Annotated in this window: 19 protein-coding genes; 9 read left to right on the top strand and 10 right to left on the bottom strand. The window is 65.6% G+C overall.

Annotation, left to right across the window (positions count from 1 at the left end):
• The first annotated feature begins 797 nt into the window (after positions 1-797).
• From mycP to ACIQE0_RS25870, 3 genes are all read left to right on the top strand, one after another.
• Complete coding sequence (gene mycP / locus ACIQE0_RS25880; RefSeq protein ID WP_402336479.1) at positions 798-2,036, top strand: type VII secretion-associated serine protease mycosin; 1,239 nt, start codon at positions 798-800, stop codon at positions 2,034-2,036.
• Positions 2,037-2,174: 138 nt separating this feature from the next.
• On the top strand, positions 2,175-2,537 hold the full coding sequence (locus ACIQE0_RS25875) for a WXG100 family type VII secretion target (protein ID WP_366339361.1): 363 nt from the start codon (positions 2,175-2,177) through the stop codon (positions 2,535-2,537).
• A gap of 83 nt (positions 2,538-2,620) precedes the next feature.
• Positions 2,621-2,917, top strand: coding sequence for a WXG100 family type VII secretion target (locus ACIQE0_RS25870; protein ID WP_402336476.1), 297 nt, complete (start codon positions 2,621-2,623; stop codon positions 2,915-2,917).
• Positions 2,918-3,155: 238 nt separating this feature from the next.
• Here ACIQE0_RS25870 and ACIQE0_RS25865 read toward each other — a convergent pair whose 3' ends face one another.
• From ACIQE0_RS25865 to ACIQE0_RS25835, 7 genes are all read right to left on the bottom strand, one after another.
• A complete protein-coding gene (locus ACIQE0_RS25865; RefSeq protein WP_402336474.1) occupies positions 3,156-3,638 on the bottom strand; it encodes a hypothetical protein in 483 nt (160 codons plus the stop codon).
• Between the two features lie 88 nt (positions 3,639-3,726).
• Positions 3,727-5,484 (bottom strand): alpha/beta hydrolase, encoded by a 1,758-nt coding sequence (locus ACIQE0_RS25860; protein WP_402336471.1) that lies wholly within the window; start codon positions 5,482-5,484, stop codon positions 3,727-3,729.
• Positions 5,484-5,948, bottom strand: coding sequence for a hypothetical protein (locus ACIQE0_RS25855; protein WP_402336469.1), 465 nt, complete (start codon positions 5,946-5,948; stop codon positions 5,484-5,486). The genes ACIQE0_RS25860 and ACIQE0_RS25855 overlap by 1 nt, the downstream gene beginning before the upstream one ends.
• A 230-nt stretch (positions 5,949-6,178) precedes the next feature.
• Positions 6,179-6,610: a recombinase family protein gene (locus ACIQE0_RS25850; protein WP_402336466.1), complete on the bottom strand. Its 432-nt coding sequence runs from the start codon at positions 6,608-6,610 to the stop codon at positions 6,179-6,181.
• Positions 6,607-7,260 carry a hypothetical protein gene (locus ACIQE0_RS25845; RefSeq protein ID WP_402336464.1) on the bottom strand — a complete coding sequence of 218 codons (654 nt, stop codon included), beginning with the start codon at positions 7,258-7,260 and terminating at the stop codon, positions 6,607-6,609. The genes ACIQE0_RS25850 and ACIQE0_RS25845 overlap by 4 nt, the downstream gene beginning before the upstream one ends.
• A 166-nt stretch (positions 7,261-7,426) precedes the next feature.
• Positions 7,427-7,666: a hypothetical protein gene (locus ACIQE0_RS25840; protein ID WP_402336461.1), complete on the bottom strand. Its 240-nt coding sequence runs from the start codon at positions 7,664-7,666 to the stop codon at positions 7,427-7,429.
• Positions 7,663-8,364, bottom strand: a complete 702-nt coding sequence (locus tag ACIQE0_RS25835) for an ATP-binding protein (protein ID WP_402336458.1) — start codon at positions 8,362-8,364, stop codon at positions 7,663-7,665. The genes ACIQE0_RS25840 and ACIQE0_RS25835 overlap by 4 nt, the downstream gene beginning before the upstream one ends.
• Positions 8,365-8,619: 255 nt before the next feature.
• Here ACIQE0_RS25835 and ACIQE0_RS25830 point away from each other — a divergent pair, with 255 nt between their 5' ends.
• The 6 genes from ACIQE0_RS25830 (at position 8,620) to ACIQE0_RS25805 (ending at position 13,797) form a co-directional block, all read left to right on the top strand.
• The gene (locus ACIQE0_RS25830) at positions 8,620-9,975 is read left to right on the top strand and encodes a hypothetical protein (RefSeq protein ID WP_366339379.1); all 1,356 of its coding nucleotides are present in this window, start codon (positions 8,620-8,622) and stop codon (positions 9,973-9,975) included.
• 24 nt (positions 9,976-9,999) lie between these two features.
• The gene (locus ACIQE0_RS25825; protein ID WP_366331436.1) at positions 10,000-10,560 is read left to right on the top strand and encodes a GNAT family protein; all 561 of its coding nucleotides are present in this window, start codon (positions 10,000-10,002) and stop codon (positions 10,558-10,560) included.
• Between the two features lie 556 nt (positions 10,561-11,116).
• The gene (locus ACIQE0_RS25820) at positions 11,117-11,590 is read left to right on the top strand and encodes an ATP-binding protein (protein ID WP_402336532.1); all 474 of its coding nucleotides are present in this window, start codon (positions 11,117-11,119) and stop codon (positions 11,588-11,590) included.
• Between the two features lie 266 nt (positions 11,591-11,856).
• Positions 11,857-12,294 (top strand): hypothetical protein, encoded by a 438-nt coding sequence (locus tag ACIQE0_RS25815; protein ID WP_366331437.1) that lies wholly within the window; start codon positions 11,857-11,859, stop codon positions 12,292-12,294.
• A gap of 98 nt (positions 12,295-12,392) precedes the next feature.
• On the top strand, positions 12,393-13,160 hold the full coding sequence (locus ACIQE0_RS25810) for a hypothetical protein (protein ID WP_402336454.1): 768 nt from the start codon (positions 12,393-12,395) through the stop codon (positions 13,158-13,160).
• A 340-nt stretch (positions 13,161-13,500) separates the two neighbouring features.
• On the top strand, positions 13,501-13,797 hold the full coding sequence (locus ACIQE0_RS25805) for a peptide-methionine (R)-S-oxide reductase (protein ID WP_402336451.1): 297 nt from the start codon (positions 13,501-13,503) through the stop codon (positions 13,795-13,797).
• 65 nt (positions 13,798-13,862) lie between these two features.
• Here the strand turns inward: ACIQE0_RS25805 and ACIQE0_RS25800 are convergent, their stop codons facing one another.
• The 3 genes from ACIQE0_RS25800 to ACIQE0_RS25790 all read right to left on the bottom strand — a co-directional run bounded on the left by ACIQE0_RS25800 (position 13,863) and on the right by ACIQE0_RS25790 (position 17,157).
• On the bottom strand, positions 13,863-14,528 hold the full coding sequence (locus ACIQE0_RS25800) for a 4'-phosphopantetheinyl transferase (protein ID WP_402336448.1): 666 nt from the start codon (positions 14,526-14,528) through the stop codon (positions 13,863-13,865).
• Complete coding sequence (locus ACIQE0_RS25795) at positions 14,525-15,442, bottom strand: metallophosphoesterase family protein (protein WP_402336445.1); 918 nt, start codon at positions 15,440-15,442, stop codon at positions 14,525-14,527. The genes ACIQE0_RS25800 and ACIQE0_RS25795 overlap by 4 nt, the downstream gene beginning before the upstream one ends.
• A 122-nt stretch (positions 15,443-15,564) precedes the next feature.
• The gene (locus ACIQE0_RS25790) at positions 15,565-17,157 is read right to left on the bottom strand and encodes a PucR family transcriptional regulator (RefSeq protein ID WP_402336442.1); all 1,593 of its coding nucleotides are present in this window, start codon (positions 17,155-17,157) and stop codon (positions 15,565-15,567) included.
• Between the last annotated feature and the right edge of the window lie 58 nt (positions 17,158-17,215).

The following is a 17,215-nucleotide window of genomic DNA, read 5'->3' as shown; positions in this document are numbered from 1 at the left end:
CCCACAGTCGAACACCCCTCGTTCGGGCACGGTCAAGAAGCTGCCCCGGAGCATTGCGGGAGACGGCATCGTAGGTGCAACCTCTCAGCGTGTCGGCACCGCAACTGGACGCTCAGGGGTGCCAGGAGGGAGAGCCATAGGCGAGGAACACGGTGTGCTCCCGTCCAGGCCAGTGAACTCTGGAGGGAACTCTCCCGCCGCTGTGAGCAGGACGATCAGCGAAGGCACGGCAAGTTCCGGGCAGCGCCCGAGCCCTCCCCATGGAGAGGCAGCCAGCGCGCCCCGCGGTCTGGCCATGGGCGAGGAACGTGGTGCGATGGCGCGTGGCTATCCCGGAAGCACGAGTAGGGGCGTGAGCCAGGGTACTCCTGGGCGCCGCTTGGCATATGAACCTGGCGGAACTGTAGGAGCTGTACCCAGTGGACCGGTGCTGGGCGGCGAACAGTCTTCCGGGACGCACGGTTCCGCGATGGGCAGGAGCGGTGCAGGAAACGTGGCTGAAGGGACTGTTGCAGAAATGCCGTCGGTTGCTGGCCGGAGCTCGGCGTCCGATCCAGGAGGAGTGACCGGTCGAGCACAGGTACCGCGTGGCACCACGGCGGACTTCACGCCTGGCGGATCTGGCCTGGCACGGGGCAGCACCTCCCGAGGCATGGACCTTGCGTCGATGACGCCTTCCGTCCTCCAGAGGCGGCGACGTGGCTCGGCTGAGCGGCCGGACTATCTCCATGAAGACGACGAGACCTGGACGCCACAGCACGGTTCCGTTGTGCCGCCGGTGATCGAATGATGCTGGCGTGGCTGTGCAACAGACAGGAAGAGACAGGACCGTGACTCATGCGGCAACTCGCGTGCGGCCGAGAATTCAGCTCCGGCTGACTGTGCTCGTCTGCCTCTCGGCCCTGTGTCCGGGCTTGCTCGCACCGGCAGCTGCTGCGGTGGACGTGAGGTCACGTGAGTGGCACCTGGACGCGATGCAAGCGGAACGTATGTGGCAGATGAGTACGGGAGATGGCGTCACCGTTGCTGTGATCGACAGCGGCGTTGACAGATCAGTGCCCGAGTTGCGCGGCCAGCTGCTGCCAGGCAAGGACTTCACGGGCCAAGGGCGCGGAGCCAACCACGATGATGAAGGCCACGGCACGAGCATGGCAGTGATCATCGCTGGCAGGCAGAGCGGGGACGGCCCCTGGGGTTTGGCACCAGGTTCGAAGATCCTTCCCATCAAGAGCATTGACGGGAATTGGGCTGTGAACATGGCCAAATCCATCCGCTACGCGGCAGATCAGGGCGCGAAGGTCATCAATATCTCCCAGGCCGGAACAGTCAGCGAGGGAAACAAGACTGTTCTGCAACCGGCAGTTGACTATGCGAACAAGAAGGGGAGCTTGGTCTTCGCCGGTACGGGAAATGAAGGAAGCCGGGGCAACGGCCCTGCCTACCCCGCAAGTCTCCTTGGGGTTGTCGGAATCGGGGCTGTGGACAAGTCCCTGAAAGTAGCAAAATTCTCAACCTACGGGCCTCAGGTAGCACTTGCGGCACCTGGTGTCGGTATTCCCACGCGGTGTACCACGGAACTACGGCACTGTATCGAGGATGGAACCAGTGATGCCACAGCCATCGCCTCGGCCTCGGCAGCCTTGATTTGGTCCGCACACCCGGACTGGACGAACAACCAGGTCCTGCGCGTCATGATGGAGACCGCCGGCAAGCCGGAGGATGGCAAGGTGCCCAGCAAGTACCTCGGTTTCGGGATCGTCCGACCTCGCAAGGTATTGCTGGACAAAGAGGGCGACCCTGGCCCGGCCGACGTTAACCCGCTCCTGGCGGCACGTGGCACCTCCTCATCTTCAAGTGCGCCGCACTCAAAGCCCGGCGATAACAGCGCTGGCAAGATGCAGAAGCAATCCAGTCAGGCTGAGAACAGAGGTGCCAACGTGTGGCCCGTTATCGTCAGTGCCGGGGCGGTGGCCGGAGTGGTAGTTGTCGGTGGTTTGGTGATCGCTCGGCGCCGGAGAGCTCAACTCAAGAGCTGAAAAATGAGATTGTGCCTCAAGTCGCGCGGATAGAGCGACCAGAGGTCACGCACTCCCTATTGGGGTGCGACCGTAAAGTGAAGTCGAGAACTGAACAATCGCTCGACTTCATAACTTACTCATGGGGGAAGGTGGACCATGGCAGGGAACACCGCGCTTACTTATGCGGAGATCGAGAAGCTCAAGAGCGAGATCCAGAGCGGCAGCCAGTCGATGTCGGCGCAGCTGCGCACGTTGGTGAACGCCATCGCGGCGGTCGAGACCGCGTGGACCGGCCAGGGCGCGAGTGCCTTCCGGCAGGCACAGAACGCGCTCAACGAGGACCACGCCGCGCTGCGCCGGATGCTCGACGGCATCAACGAAGCCGTCGCTCGCACCAGCGTCACCAGCGACGCCAACGACTCTGAGGTGCTGTCCAGCTTCCGGAGCATCGACGTCAACGGCGGCGCGGCCGGCGGACACCTGGACCCCGGCGCCGCCAGCGGCATCAGCAACTACTAGACGCTGCCGCAAGGTCGGGGCGTCGACTCCCCGGCGGGCACATCACGACCACCGAGCAACAACTCCGAGAAGTGGGGGAGAGCATGGCCGGCGACCAGAACCTTCGGGTTACCTACGGCGCTCTGGAGCAGACCGCCGCCGACATCGAGCGGGCCGCAAAGGAACTGCAGGCCGAACTGGACAAGATCTGGGGCGCGGTCAAGCGCGTCTCCGAGTCCTGGGAGGGCGAGGCACACCAGGCGTTCCAGGCCGCGGAGCGGCAGTGGAACACTCGCGCGAGCCACATCCAGAGCACGCTGCACGAGGTGTCCGCCAAGATCCGCGCGGGCAGTGCCGACTACCGGACGACGGACCGCAAGGCGGCGAGCTTCTTCCAGTAGCCGCCGTGGACGGCCCGATCGCTGGTCTGGGCCCTGACTGTGGGGTGGACACCGCTCAGCGGAAGTCCACCCCACAGAGTTTTCTCCAGCGCAGCGAATCGTCGTGTTGGTCGTCCGCCGCAAAGATCTGTAGGCGTGGGGCGCTCAGTCGGCATTGTGTTCCCCCGTCAACTCGTGACCTTTCCGCCTCTACAACCTTATGCATGCACGACCGTGGCCGACTGCTGACATTTCACGATCAATACTCGTCTACAGTTTTTCCTGCGGGCACTTGAAAGCATTCCGAGACTAGGTCCACGTAAATTAGCGCATTAGGGGATCCAGGTTTGGGGCGCTTGGTCCTGTCGAGTAGTCGGATGCTGACAGCGAACTTCTTATCGGGAGAGTCGGCGGTCAGCTCAAGAGTCTTGCTGGGGCTTGTGTCTGGGCCGTAGCTAGTGATGCTCCATCCCTTCTTCGGGAGGTTCTCATTGAGGCGTTCCATGGCTTTCTTCATGTCCTCGACTGGAACATCTACCAGGGACCAGGGATGGTGGATCGAGTAGAATTTTCCTGGATCCTTCTCTCCGCACACGGCAACACCCGGGCCGGGCTGATTGGTCTTCCCTTGAAGGTTGATGACGGAAAGGATTTCGCTGGAAATTCTTTCCGTCTCTTCTTTTGCGGCCGAAATATCTCGGATTTTCGGCGCGCTGGTAGGGCTATTATTGGATTCTTTCATGTCTGAGCACCCGGTCAATGTGGCGATTACTGCGATGGCTAGTGCGACGAAGGATTGCCTCGCGCAGTTGATTCGGGCTGGAGAATGACTATTTTGCACGCTTGACTTCCTCGTACTGGCCGAGAACAACAGCTGCCTGGTTCTGGAGGCTCTCAGAGGGGTGCTTGGTTTCGTACGTCCAGTAGTTGCTGTGCCCTGTCGTGTCGGTACTCATCTGATTGGCTCCAAAGAGATCATCGCTGGGGATGATGAAGGTGCCGCCTTTGTATTTCCATTGACTGCCGCCATGACCCCACCGTCCGATATCTGGCACAGGATCACCATCGGCTTCCTCGTTCCACACATGCCCTTGCGGAACGTCCAAGTCTGTAGCTCTTCCGACTTGGACACCAGGACTTCCCGCGAACACGACGTCATCGGCGTGCAGTTCGCCTTGGCGTGCCGCAGAGCCGATGAGAGTGGTGCCGTAAGAGTGGCCGATCGTAGTGAGGTGATTGCTGGGTTCTGGATCGTGTGAGGTCCTGAGTCCGTCGATAAAACTATTGAATGCCGGTGCGCCATCGTTTGCGAAATGGCTCTGAGGCGAATCCCTGCCCAACTTCTGAGGTGCGTCGTAACCGAGCCATGTGATAGTTGAGACTTGCTGATCGCCGGCCATCGGCTTCGTAGCTCGCCAGAGATTGGTCATACGCTTGATGTCGCCTTCGATCCCGCTGAGGTTCGAAGTGGTTCCCGGTACGTAAACAGCGGTGTGGTCAGCCTTATCGGGATCGCCGTTGGCAATGACCGCGCGCCCGGTCCCCTCTGGGCTGAAGCCCAAAAAGTAGGCTTCTGGGAGATCGCTTTTGGCGGTGGCGTCGAGTCGATTCTGGATGGCATTCATGCCCTTTAGGGCCGCCCGCACCTCTTCGGCGTGGTACTTGTTGTTCCAAGCCATCCACTCGTCACTCTGCACCATGCTCGCGTAAGGCCCACCGGCGGATACCCACTTGGGCCAGGGTTCCGGCGGCATCGCATCGAGCCGCGTCTGGTACGCGGCCCGTGTCTCCGTGAAGACGGCGCGGTTGGCCTCGTCGCGAACTTCGGAGGGAATACCGTCCAAAGCGCCGATGCTCGCCGGGAATAGTGCGATATAGTCGGCTCTCTCGTCCGCAGAGAGGCCCTTCCACCATTTTGCATTCTCCGCCGGAGATTTATCCTTTGGAATGTGGCTACTCTGCAGGTAATTCCCCGCAGACTTTCGCAGCGCCCTCATATCGCTCTGAGCGTCTGCCCAGTCCGAGTCGGTCACATTGAGATTGTTGTTCGCCTTGAGCCGGTCGAGCGTCTGTGAATAATGGATGTCGGCCTCGTTGGCATCCGTGATTGCAGCGACGATTCTGTCGGCATAGCCTTGGGCCTTTACTCGTTGTGAGTCTGTGTTGAGAACCACTCTCGGGCCGTCTGCCGTTGTGCTCTGTTCAGGATTGAGTGGTGCCAACTCTGGCTGGGATACCCAGTGAACCGAGCCATCTGGCCTAACGGTGAACTTCTCCGCTTCGGCGTCCGCTATGGCGTCTTCCAGCTTCCTTTTCGCGGCGCGAAGCTCAGAAGCCAGCCCGTTCAATGCCGTGCGGATCAATCCGCTCTCTACCTGAACGTAGTGGAAGTTGCGACTCAGTCGCTGCAGCCGCTCCACCGCGGCATCGCGCCCCACGCCCTCCAGGCCATGCCGCAACCTTGTTATGATCTCCTTTTCCACTCGGTCTTTCGCCTCGCTTGCAGAACTGCTGACCCTGTGCCAGCCCTCTGCGGCTTCTTCGAATTCTGAGGGATTCAGGTTCCGCAGTTGGGAGAGACTCACCATCAGGACTCACCTCTGCCTTGAGAGGAGTTGCGGATGGTCACTCCGTTCCTGGGCATGGACTTCTGCTCTTGGAAGGCATCCTTGATGGCCTCATCGGTTTTGTAAAAGGCGTCACCGGACTTCTGGAGCTTACCTTTGAGCTCCTCGCATTCACGGCTCACCAGGTCGAGGCGTTGTTGCCATGACCGATAGACGCTGAGCTGTGATGAGGCGCTTCGCAGGCCGGCGAGCCCGTTGCCGCCACTCACGACCCCGTCCTGCTTGGTCTCCAGGGCCCTCAACGCAGCTTTGAGGTTCACATGCACCGACCCGACGGCTTGGGAACCCTGATTCCATACCTGGCGAGGCGAGAGAAGATCGCCTTTTCCGCCTCCGGGACTCGGCCCCTCCCCACCGGCGCCGGTCAGGTTCATGCGGACCGACGTCTCCTTCTTGAGCTCGGCCCACTCTTCCTCGAACGTCACTTCGCCCCCTGCCAAACCGCGTGCTTGCTGGTATCACGCGCGGGTGTGAAGGTAACAGCCAAGTCGGCGCTCGTACGTGAGTATGCATACTCAATGGCTGTCAGATCGTGGTGGCTGCTGCAGTTCGTTGCTTGCCCGTCATCGCCAAGCCCATGCGTCCCGTCCACCTGGACGGCCGCACGGCACATCAGCAGCTGAGCTTCGTTCTCCGGTGAAACGAGCTGGCTGTTCTACCGGCGGAGGCGGTGGTGAGGTTGCGTCGTTGACGAGGAGTCACGGTTGGCTTCCGATCGGAACTGCACTGCCTGTAGGCCAGCCGATTCGCCGAACGTCGTGGCCGCCCAAGCGCCGGTCTCTGCGATGCGGCGTTGGAGCAGTTGACGGTGCGTGGTGTCGGTTGTCAGCCGCTCCCAGGTGTGCACCAGGCAGACCACTTCGCGGTGGTCTGCTTCGGTTCGCATGGTGGCCAGCATGGTGTCCAATTGGGGGCGATGTGTGCTCAGTGCGTGGTCGCCGAGGTCGAGCCAGCAGCCGGCAACGACCCAGCCGAGGCGATCGGCGTAGTGGCGGCATCCCTCCAGTCGCATATGGAGTTGGCGGCGGGAGCGGCTGGCGCACCGGTCGTAGACGAAGGCCAGCGGCGGGTGTGTGGTTGCTGTCATCGCCGAGCCTTCGCTGTGTGCCTGGCCAGCAGATACTGGCAATGCCGAGCGAGCTGATGCACCTGGATCTGAGCGGCAAGTGCGTCCCAACCGAGGCGCTGCTGGATGTGCTGCTCGATTCCGCCGAGCCGGACCTTCAGCCGGCGCGCCTCGATACTGCCGGGCCACAGATCGACCCGCTGCTTGTGCCGAGGGCCGGTGCATGCCTCCGTCAGCGCACCTGCATCGGCAGGTTGACCCTTGCCGACAACCAACCGCACGTCGTGGCCGGCCAGGCGCACAACACGGGGCGCATGATCGTGGCCCCTCTGCATGGTGACGAAGTCAAAGACGATGAGTCTGTCGCTGCGTAGGTGGCCCTCCTCGGGGACGAAGGAGATTGTGCGGGAGAGGCTGCGGAACCACACCGTCATGCCCGGACCTACCCGGGCTGTCTGCAGCACCCGCGCATGCAGCCGCGGAGCGGAAGCTGAACTGACAAGCTTTCCCACGGAGCTCCCCATGGCGCCCAGTTTGTACATGGCGTTTGCGATGCATAGGTCCTCGACGAGGAGGCGCAACAGGCGCTGGTAAAAGAGGAACCAGCTTTCGTCCGTTCGGCCCACGACGTGAAGGAGCAGACGACACAGACGCGTTGGCAAACCGGTCACGAATGATCCTCAGCTCGGTGGTGGCGCAACAGGACGTTGCAGTCACTTTCACCGCTCCTGTCGTTACGGCGAATTGCCGCGCTGCGCTCTTGATGGAGGGTGCGGCAGCGGTCGCAGCCGGGGACTGGCTGAGGTACTTCCGGCCATGGAGTCATCGGGAGGTAGTTCACTGCCACGCTCCCGGCACGGCGCGGTACGGCCGGGTAATGCGCTCGCGGTAGTCGAGGTGGTCCGGGTTGGTCTTCAGGTGCTCCGTGACCCACCCCAGGCTCGGAGCGTGTCCCGTCTGCTGGTCGCTGGACTTTCCGCACTCCGTGCACTCCATGGCGAACGTCCATGGTTCGGCTTCCGGTCGGGAGTTCGGCATGATCCGGAATTCACGGAACCGATAGATGACGCTCTTCACTTGGGGACTTCTCCACGTAGCAAGGCGAGGTGCTTCCGCACCTGCTGGGACAACTTCTCTTCGCGGTGCTTCAGATCGCCAGGTGCTGGACGATCGCCGTCGTCAAGCTGCGATGCAGCGCGCGTCATCGACTCAGAACGATGACGTACGGGTTCCTCGGCCGTCGGTCCCGCCACCTCCACTGGCAACCTGAGACGGCACCACACCGTTTTGCCGCCTGCTGACCACCAGCAGCCACACATATCGGCGATGCCGGTCACCAGCCACAGCCCGCGACCGTGCTCGCTCTCGTCGCCCCACGCGCGGAGGACCGGCATCGTCTTGGAGGTATCACGCACCTCCAGGAGCAGACTTTCTACCCGCTGGGTGAGAACGACCGTGAAGGGGCCCGTCGCATGCCGGACAGCATTGCTGGCCAGTTCCGCGACCAGGAGTTCCACGTCGGCCGCCACCGCCGCCAGCCCCCATCGGATGAGTGTCTCGCGAGCCGTTACGCGCGCCCGATGCGCTGCTGCCGGTGTGGCTCCGCTGCTCCAGCGCATGCGGTGGAGCACCTGTCCGGGCGGCACCGGAACCGGAGCGGTCTCAAGGCCCGGCACGGCGCCTATTCCGGTACGAACACCGACCGCCGGGGGAAGGGCGCAGAGGCCGATCACCCTGCAGGTGGCCGCATCGGCAGCGGGCATGGACGGCGGCATCACTGGGCTCCTTGGTCCGTGAGCGTGATCCGATCAGCACCCTCAGTAAGGGCCCTATGAGCCTGACAAGCAGCAACCGGCAGAGATACCCCCACTTCAGCCTCGGAGTCTCTCCCAAAGCTGACGTCGGACCTCGGCTCGACCCCGGAGTTCCCCCAAGCCGCTAACTCGCCTTCGAGGAGGGAAAGTTCTTGCCGAAGCCGGCTTACTGTCGGCGGTAGGGACGTGCTGAACGTACGACGTGAGAGGAGCACCATGCGGACGCTGCTCCGGTATCTGCTCGACGAGCGAGAGTGGCGCGACCGTGAAGCCTTCTTGCCGCATTTCAAGAAGGCCGCTCGCGAACTCGCGAAATTCGAGGGGAACCCCTCTCTGGCGACGCTCGAACCCGCAAAAACCACGTTCGAGGCGTGGTACTACGGGCAGCGTCGGCCCCAGCGGGACCCGCGCAGGGTCCTGGTCCACATGTTCGGATACAGCATCGACAGGCTGTGGAGCGAGATCCCAGCCGGGGCCGCCCCGGAGACTGCGGGCCCCCTGTTCGGCACGTCACTCACTGATCCTGGTGCCGAAACTCCCGGCACGAGCCTGCACGAGATGAGGAGAACAGGTGCGATGGCCGCACGACGCGCAATGGAATTCGCCTTGGGAGCGGAACGGGAACAAGTAGGGGAGGAGACGCTGGGATACCTCAGCGACGAAGTGCAGCGGATCGTCGAGGAATATCCTCGGGTACCCCTGGCAAGGGTCTGGGACGACCTGGCCAGGGCTCAGGACCAGGCGTTCCGCCTCCTGGAAACCGGTCGAGTACGGCCATCTCAGTCACGTGATCTGCACTTCATGGCCACCGTGCTCTCCTTCCTCATGGCCAAGGGCAGCCACGACATGGGCGAGTCCAAGACAGCCATGGCCCAGGCCCGGGCCGCCGGCTTCTGCGCCCGGCAGTCCGAACACAAGGGACTCATCGCTCTGGTCGACGGACTCAAGTCCCTCATCGCCTACTGGGCCAACAAGCCCGAGGATGCCCTGCACTACGCCCGCACGGGGGCTGCCGAGTGCACGCGTCTTCGCGGCACAGTCTCAGTGTGGATGCCCGGCCTCGAGGCGCGGGCCGCTGCCCTGCTCGGTGATGCCGACACGGTGCGCCAGGCGAACCAGAAGGCCGAGAACCTTCGTGAGCGAGTGGAACCCGATGACCTGGACGCGATCGGCGGACTGTTGACCTACCCGGAGAACAAGCAGCTCTACTACCACGTCGAGTCCGAGGTCCTCCTCGGCAACGGCGACGAACGGCTCGTCACACTGGCAGAGCGGGCCGTCACGGGATTCAGCAACCGCGATGACCCGGCCTGGGCGTTCGGCGACCTTGCCGGAGCCCAGTGCAACCTGGCACTCGTACGCCTCCGAGCCGGCAAGTTGGACGGAGCAGCCGAGGCCATCCGTCCGGTGCTGGACCTCGCCCCAAACCTTCGCAACAACGGCATCGTCGTCTCCGCCCGGCGCGTCCAAGACGCCCTCGGGCACGAGCCGGTGCGCGGAACACCCCTGTCGACGGAACTGCGTACGGAGATCTCCATGTACGAGACAAGCCGACCCGCACTCCCGCGTTAGCGACTGCCGGTAGAGTCCACGGCCATGTATCCGGTCAGCCGTCGCAGCGAGCGCCTGGAACTCCGCGAATTCGTCATTGACGACGTGGACGCCATCCTGGAGATCTACGGGAGCCATGAGGCAACCGAGCATCTGTCCTTCGAGCCGCGCAACCGCATCCAGGTAGGACAGATCATTGCGAGGTCCATCGCCTCCGCGGCGGAGGCTCCACGTAGCGAATACGCCCTCGCCGTGATCAAGCAGGAGACCGGAAACCTGATGGGCTACAGCAGACTTGCTCTGGACCCGCACCAACAAGAGGCAGCGACCTGCGGATTTGCGCTCCGGCCGGACGCCTGGGGAGCCGGCTACGGACTCGAAACCGTCCGGCTCCTCCTCGCTCTCGGCTTCGAGGACCTGCGTCTGCACCGAGTCTGGGGCGCCCGCTCACCGCTGAACGAAGCATCGGCGAGGACGATGTTGAAGGCCGGCATGATCGAGGAAGGACGGATTCGAGGCCACGTCCAAAAGGCCGGCGCGTGGCGCGACTCCGTCGTCCACGCCATCCTCAGGCACGAATGGGATGGCACTGCGGCAACGCAGTGAAGCGGAGGCGCTGTCCACGGCCGCAAACCCACGAGCGGCCGGCCCTGGCGGTCGGCGTGCAGGAAGCGTCCCCCTGGGCCGCTTCCCGCACAACGCCATTCGGAGCCGCGGTTGATGCCCCAGCTGATGTAGTCGGTATTGCTCGTGGTGACTTCCTGAGATCACTCTTCTCTCCTGGTTAGAGGCGGGTAGCGACGTGTTGGGGAAGCGTCGGCGCTCTTTCTTTGGCTGCTTTCACGGCCCATCAGTGCCAATGATCGTCCGCTATGGGATCGTTTGCGGCTGACCCCCACAAAACAACAAAAGACCTCTTGCTCAGTGGCTTCCGCTCTTCGTGAGAGTCGAGGTTCGGTGGTCGCGTTCCAGCCGCGATCGCCGTGGAGGTCTTCCGCATGCCACCTTTCCTTTTCGTCGCCACTTTTCTGACGCTGTTGTTCGCGCATACGGGTCCTGCGGTGCTCGTGGACGCGAGCATGTGCGTACGTCCTGGCCGCGGGCGGCACCGTCGAGTTTCCCGGGGCCGGCGTGTCGCCCGGGGGAGTCGGCGGTGAGCCCGATGCGGCACTCTGGGGCCGACTTCGTTCGTGTGCTGTGGTGCTGGACTGAGGCGACGCCCAACGCTGTGTCGCGCGCCCGTATCTCCCTGGAGTGCGCCTTGGACCAACTCGGCTTCACCGGCGAGGGGCTCGACGACGCTGTTTTGGCGGCCTCCGAGTTGGTAGCCAATGCCATCGAACACGCGCCAGGTCCGTACGAAATGCGACTGAGGTTCATGAGGGGGCCTCGGCTGATCTGCGAGGTGGCGGACATGGATCCCCGGATCCCGGTGGTCCCCGCATTTCGGCAGATGAACCCGCTCAAGGTGGCTCCTGGGAGGTGTGGAGGTGGTCTGGATGCGTTGCTCGAGCTCTTGTCGGAGAGGGGGAGGGGGCTCCGCATCGTTCACCAGCTCACCTGCGGGGCGTGGGGGTTCGCCTCGGAATACGGTGGGCGATCGAAGGTGGCCTGGATGGTGATTCCGGGAAGCTGAACGCCGCCGCTGTCCAGGAATCTGCAAGCCGCAGCCTGGTATCTCCATCGCTCGTCCGAGCGAAACGCTCCGTCTTCGTCGGCGAAGGGCCGTTAATTCGGTGCATCGTCAGGTAGGAGGAAGGGGAATCGAGCCGGATCCAGGTATCAGGAGGTGGGGGTATGAAGACGGGGTGGCGAGCCCATGTGCTGTTTGTAGGTGTGAGTATGACGGTCGCTGGGCTCCTGGCATCGGGTTGCTCGCAGGACGTACCCGATGCTCGGCCGTTGCCCAAGCTGTCCGGTGAGGTCACGACGTCTCATACACCGGGGGCGGGGCAGACCGAAGCACTCGATGCCTACCGAGCCATGTGGCGGGACCTGACCCGCGCATCGTTGACGTCCGATGCGGACTCGCCGCTGTTGGCGGTCCATGCCAACGGGGGCGCCTTGGAGTTGATGAAGCATGGGCTGAGGAAGTCCAAGCAGGAGGGCGTGGTCAGTAAAGGGACGCCCCGGGTGGACCCCCACGTGGTGTCTGCGTCCGGCCAGGAAGTCGTGCTGGTGGACTGTGTGGACGACAGCAATTGGCTGCTGTACAAGCGGAACGGCGAATTGAAGAACAACGTTCCGGGAGGACATCTTAAGACCGACGCGACAGTGCGGCGCGCCGGCGGGGTCTGGAAGGTCTCGAACTTCTACATGCACGCGACCGGCTCGTGCTGAGCGGGGCCCGCGTCCCGATCGGTTGCGCTACCGCGGGCTTTCTGACGCTTCTCGCTACAGCAATTGCTACTCCAGGTTGGGCGGACGGAACAGGTGGCTTGCAGTACGCCGACGTCTCCTGTGCCCCAGGTTCCTGTGACGTAAAGGCGAAGAGCGTCACGAGGCACTCGGACAGCTCGGGAGTGAAAGAGCCTGCTCAACAGAATCTCGGAGGGCACGCCGAACTGGGCGGTGAGGGAACGCCGCCTTCTCCCGCAGACGACGCGGCGCCTGGCTGGGGGCACAGTCTGGCCACGTTGGGTCTGGTGAACGCAGGTAAGGGGATGCTCCCGCGCGCCGACGGTGGGGCGCCGGACGATCCCGAGGCGGACGCCCAACAGGGTGTTCCGGCGAAGGTTGTGGCTCAGCAGGCCGTGGCTCGGCTGAAGTTGCCGCAGCCGGTGATTCATACGAGTCCGCAGGAGGACGTGGGCCAGGTGGTGCATGTGCCGACGTGGATGTGGGTGGAACGCCGGACGTGGGGTCCGGTGACGGCATCAGCGGCGGTGGGCGGCGTGGAGGTGACGGCGACGGCCCGGCCACAGAGAGTGGTGTGGTCGATGGGTGAGGGTGGCACGGTGGTGTGCCGAGGTCCAGGGACGCCCTACTCGAACAGGTTCAGCCCCAAAGCGTCGTCGCCGGACTGCGGTTACACGTATCAGCGGGCATCGACGTCAGTGTCGGGAAAGGCATTCCCGGTGAGGGCGCAGGTGTTCTGGGATGTGGAGTGGGAAGGAGGCGGGCGGTCCGGAGTGGTGCCAGGGCTGATGATGTCGGTCGAACGGCGGCTGGTGGTAGGCGAGGTGCAAGCCGTGGTGACCCACTGACTGGCCGTGCTGTCTGACTGTCGCTGAAATTTGCCGCGTTGGCCCAGGTTGTGAACACCGACAGGACTTCGGTAGGTGGGAGCAGTATCCCCTCGGCTCCCGCGCCGCGCTTGGCTCAAGCGCAGAGGTCGAATCCCAGGACTTCTTCGCGCTGTGTGTGGTAAATGCGCAGCTCAGCGGCGCTGCGAGCCACTGGAACGCGGCTCGGTGGGCGGGGTTGCCGATAGCAGGGCGAGGACTGTGCGGGGGTTGGTCGGTCAGATCGGTGAGGGGGCGGTAGTGCCAGCGCCCCACCGAAGGATGGGGGCTGCGGGAACTCGGCCCAGCCTCCCGTCGGCTGGTGGAGAAGGCGGTTCGGCAGTGGTTCGTTGGTGGCTCGGTACTGGCTCGAGGGTGGCTCCGACTGGCCGCCGGAGGCTGGCCGTTTTTCTGCTACCGCAAGGACAGCATTGCTGTCGGGCCCCCGGAGGGCCGCCGCCATGGCATGTTCCGGACCGAGGTCCGCTGTGCCGAGTGCGGCTCCCGCCTCGGCTACGACTTCGAGGGCGACGGCTACCCGACGCCTACGGGCCAGAGCTACTGCATCAACTCGGCCTTGCTGCGATCGACTTCGGACGAGGCGGGGGAGCAGCGATGATCGCAGGACAGGGCGCCGCTCGGCGCCCCCGCCCTGCGGTGGTGGGTGAGGGGGGAGGTCGCCCGTTACGACGGTGCCGGGACCGTCACCGTCGTCAGGACCAGTCCCCCGTCGATGAGCCAGCGGCCGGTGAAGGTGTCGAGGCGGTGGCCGTCGATGACTGGGCCCGGTACGAGGAGGCGGGCGGTGAAGGTGGAGTTGGTGGGGTCGAGGGTGAGGTGGGCCTCTTCGAAGCCCAGCCAGCGGCCGGTGAGGGGGTACCAGGTCTTGTAGACGCTTTCCTTGGCGCTGAAGATCAGGCGGTCCCAGTTGATGTCCGGCTGGTGTGCGGCGAGTTGGGCGAGGTGTGTGCGCTCTTCGGGGAGGGTGATGAGGTCCATGACGCCGGGGTCTTCGAGGGGGGCGTGGGGTTCCGCGTCCAGGCCCAGGGAGCGGATGTCCGTCGCCCGGGCCACCGCGGCGCCGCGGTAGCCGGTGCAGTGGGTCATGGTGCCGACGATGCCGTCGGGCCAGCGGGGGGCGCGGCCGGGCCCGGGGAGTAGAGGGGAGGGGTCGATGCCGAAGGTGGCCAGCGCGCGGCGGGCGCAGTTGCGGACCGTGCCGAACTCCCGCCGCCGTTTGTCCACCGCGCCGGCGACCAGCGCGAACTCCTCGGGGAACATCTCCTCGACCGGGTCGTCGGCGAAGGATTCGGCGGTCGCTATCGGGGCGGTGAGCAGCTTCTCGATCACGCGGGGACTCCGGTGGTCGCGACGGGCAGGATCTGGACCGGGCGGCCGGGGGCACCGGCGCGGCGCCGCCATTCGCGAGGGTAGCCGAGCGACACCTCCTGGTGCGGCACTCCGTCCCACAGGATCAGCCGGGGGATGTGCAGGTGGCCGTAGACCACGGTGGTGGCGCGGAAGCGGCGGGGCCAGTCGGCGGTGGCCTCCGTCCCGCACCACAGGGCGAACTCCGGGTACCACAGCGGCCGGGTGGGCTCGCGGACCAGCGGCCAGTGGTTGATCAGCACGGTCGGCAGGTCCTCGGGGAGGGCCGCGAGCCGGGCCTCGGTCTCCACGACCCGGGCCCGGCACCACGCCTCGCGGGACGGATAGGGGTCGGGGTGGAGGAAGTACTCGTCGGTGCAGACGATCCCCGCCTCCTCGGCGGTCTTCAGCGCCTGCTCCTTGGAGCCCATGCCCGGCATGCGGAAGGAGTAGTCGTAGAGGACGAAGAGCGGCGCGATCGCCACCGGGCCGCCCTCGCCCTCCCAGACGGGATAGGGGTCCTCGGGGGTGATGACGCCCAACTCCCGGCAGATGTCCACCAGATGCTCGTAGCGGGCCACGCCGCGCAGCTGGACCGGGTCCTTGGCCGGGGTCCACAGCTCGTGGTTGCCGGGCGCCCACACCACCTTGGCGAACCGGCTGCTCAGCAGGCCGAGGGCCCAGCGGATGTCCTCGGTGTACTCGCCGACGTCCCCGGCGACCAGCAGCCAGTCGTCGTCGGACTGCGGCCGCAGCTGCTCGACGATCTCGCGGTTCTCGTCGTACCGGACGTGCAGATCGCTGACGGCCACCAGGCGGCCCTCGCGGGAGGCGGGAGCCGGCGCGGCGGTGGCGCGGTCGGCGCCCGGGGCGAAGGTGCGGATCTCGTAGGTCACCTCAGCAGTAAAGACGGTGAGGGAGGGAGAGTGAAGCGCCTTAAGGGATCAAGGGGGTGTGCCGTGGGGGCGTCGTGTGTGACGGCCGGCGGGAGGGGGCGTTCCGGAGGGCCGCCCGGCGGTCACCTCGTGCCGGGGGCGGGCGCCCCGCCGCGTCGGATGCGGGTGGCCAGCCACAGGTCGAAGCGGTCGTCGGGGTCGTCGAGGTGGCGTCCGGTGAGGTCCATCGCCTTGTCCAGGCGGTTGCGCACGGTGTGCCGGTGGACGCCGAGCCGGCGGCTGGTGGCGTCCCAGGCGCCGCCGGTCTCCAGCCAGGCGGTGAGGGTGGCGATCAGCTCCTCGCCGCCTGCGACCAGGTCCAGCGGGCCGAGCACGGTGTCGGCGTAGCCGTGCAGGGTGCGGCGGTCGCCCAGCTCCAGCAGCAGCCGGGCGGCCTCGCTCTGCCGGGCCTCGGCGGGCGCGCCGCCGGTCCGGCTGACGGCCAGCAGTCCGCTCGCCTGCCGCAGCGACACCCGGACCGACTCCGGCGCGGTGGCCGGGCCGATGCCCGCCGGGCAGTGCGGCGCGAACCGGCCGAGCAGCGCATGGATGTCCAGCTCCTCGCCGACCACCGCCTCGATCACCGGTACCGGCACGGAACCCGGCCCGCCGGTCACCCGCACCAGTCCGCCGGGCATCGCCAGTGCCAGATCGGCCGCCATCTCCTGGGCCGCGCTCTCGGACAGTCCGGCCGGTGAGGGCGCGCCGCCCGGTCCCCGCGGTCCTGTCGCGGGCGCCGCCTCGACCACGACCGCCCGCACCCGCTCCGCGGACAGCCCCACCGAGGCCAGCATGTCGCGGGCCCGATCGGCGGTCAGCTCCTCGCTCGCCAGCAGTTCCGACAGCAACGCCGACCGCCGCCGGCGCTCCGGCTCGTCGCGCAGATGGCGCCGCTCCAGCTCCAGCGAGAGCAGCGAGACCAGCCCGGGGACGACGGACCGGGCGGCGTCGTCGGGGCGGCCGGTGAGCAGCAGCAGACCGCGCAGCCGGCGCGCGCCGAGCGGCTGCACCTCCAGCTGCCGGCCGCCGGCGGTACTGGTCGCACTGCCCCGCAGTCCCCGCGCCGCGACCCGTTCGACCAGGTCGCGGGCCTGGTCGAGGGGCGTACGCGGTTCCTGGCCGGCGGTCGCCAGCTGCCGCCCCAGGGGGTCGAGGACGGTGGCGCCGATCCCGGTGGCCGCCGTCCACTCCTCCAGCATCGGCTGGAGCCCGTCGCTGGTCGCCGCGGCCGCGGTCAGCCGCCGCTGGGTGGCGAACGCCCGGTGCAGCACCTCCCGTTGCTCGGCGGCCCGGGCGTCGAAGACCGCCTTGGTGACCGCGATGAACGGCACCTCGTCGGGCACCGTCAGCAGCGGCAGCCCCGCCTCCCGCGCCGCCGTGACCAGCGGCTCCGGCGCCGCCTGGTACGGCAGCCCCTGCCCCAGCCCGAGCGCCAGGCAGGCCGCTCCGCCCTCGGCCGCGTCCCGTACGTAGGCCCGGCAGGCCGCCGGTTCCATCGGCAGCAGCAGCCCGATCGTCATCAGCAGCTCGCCGCCCTGCAACCACTTCCCCGGGACCAGCAGGTCCGAGACGGTGGCAGCCTCGATGGTGCGGGACAGCAGCTCCGGCGGCACGTCGTAGGCGAGCGCCAGATGGAGGCCGGGCTGGTCCAGCAGATCCGAGATACGCAGAGGCATAGACATAGTGTCCACCACATATCTATTGAATGGACGATCGGGCGATCGAGTCCTGGCG

Origin of the sequence: Streptomyces sp. NPDC093097, from assembly GCF_044754325.1 — a bacterium.
Classification (GTDB): domain Bacteria; phylum Actinomycetota; class Actinomycetes; order Streptomycetales; family Streptomycetaceae; genus Streptomyces.
Note: the sequence above shows the minus strand (reverse complement) of the source record. Positions and strands in the feature narration are given on the sequence as shown.

Coding starts and splice junctions, on each gene's coding strand:
- ACIQE0_RS25790 (WP_402336442.1), bottom strand. CDS start 17,157: ATGCCTCTGCGTATCTCGGATCTGCTGGACCAGCCCGGCCTCCATCTG.
- ACIQE0_RS25820 (WP_402336532.1), top strand. CDS start 11,117: ATGCGGCACTCTGGGGCCGACTTCGTTCGTGTGCTGTGGTGCTGGACT.
- ACIQE0_RS25835 (WP_402336458.1), bottom strand. CDS start 8,364: ATGCCGCCGTCCATGCCCGCTGCCGATGCGGCCACCTGCAGGGTGATC.
- ACIQE0_RS25870 (WP_402336476.1), top strand. CDS start 2,621: ATGGCCGGCGACCAGAACCTTCGGGTTACCTACGGCGCTCTGGAGCAG.
- ACIQE0_RS25830 (WP_366339379.1), top strand. CDS start 8,620: ATGCGGACGCTGCTCCGGTATCTGCTCGACGAGCGAGAGTGGCGCGAC.
- ACIQE0_RS25865 (WP_402336474.1), bottom strand. CDS start 3,638: ATGAAAGAATCCAATAATAGCCCTACCAGCGCGCCGAAAATCCGAGAT.
- ACIQE0_RS25875 (WP_366339361.1), top strand. CDS start 2,175: ATGGCAGGGAACACCGCGCTTACTTATGCGGAGATCGAGAAGCTCAAG.
- ACIQE0_RS25850 (WP_402336466.1), bottom strand. CDS start 6,610: ATGACAGCAACCACACACCCGCCGCTGGCCTTCGTCTACGACCGGTGC.
- ACIQE0_RS25860 (WP_402336471.1), bottom strand. CDS start 5,484: ATGGTGAGTCTCTCCCAACTGCGGAACCTGAATCCCTCAGAATTCGAA.
- ACIQE0_RS25825 (WP_366331436.1), top strand. CDS start 10,000: ATGTATCCGGTCAGCCGTCGCAGCGAGCGCCTGGAACTCCGCGAATTC.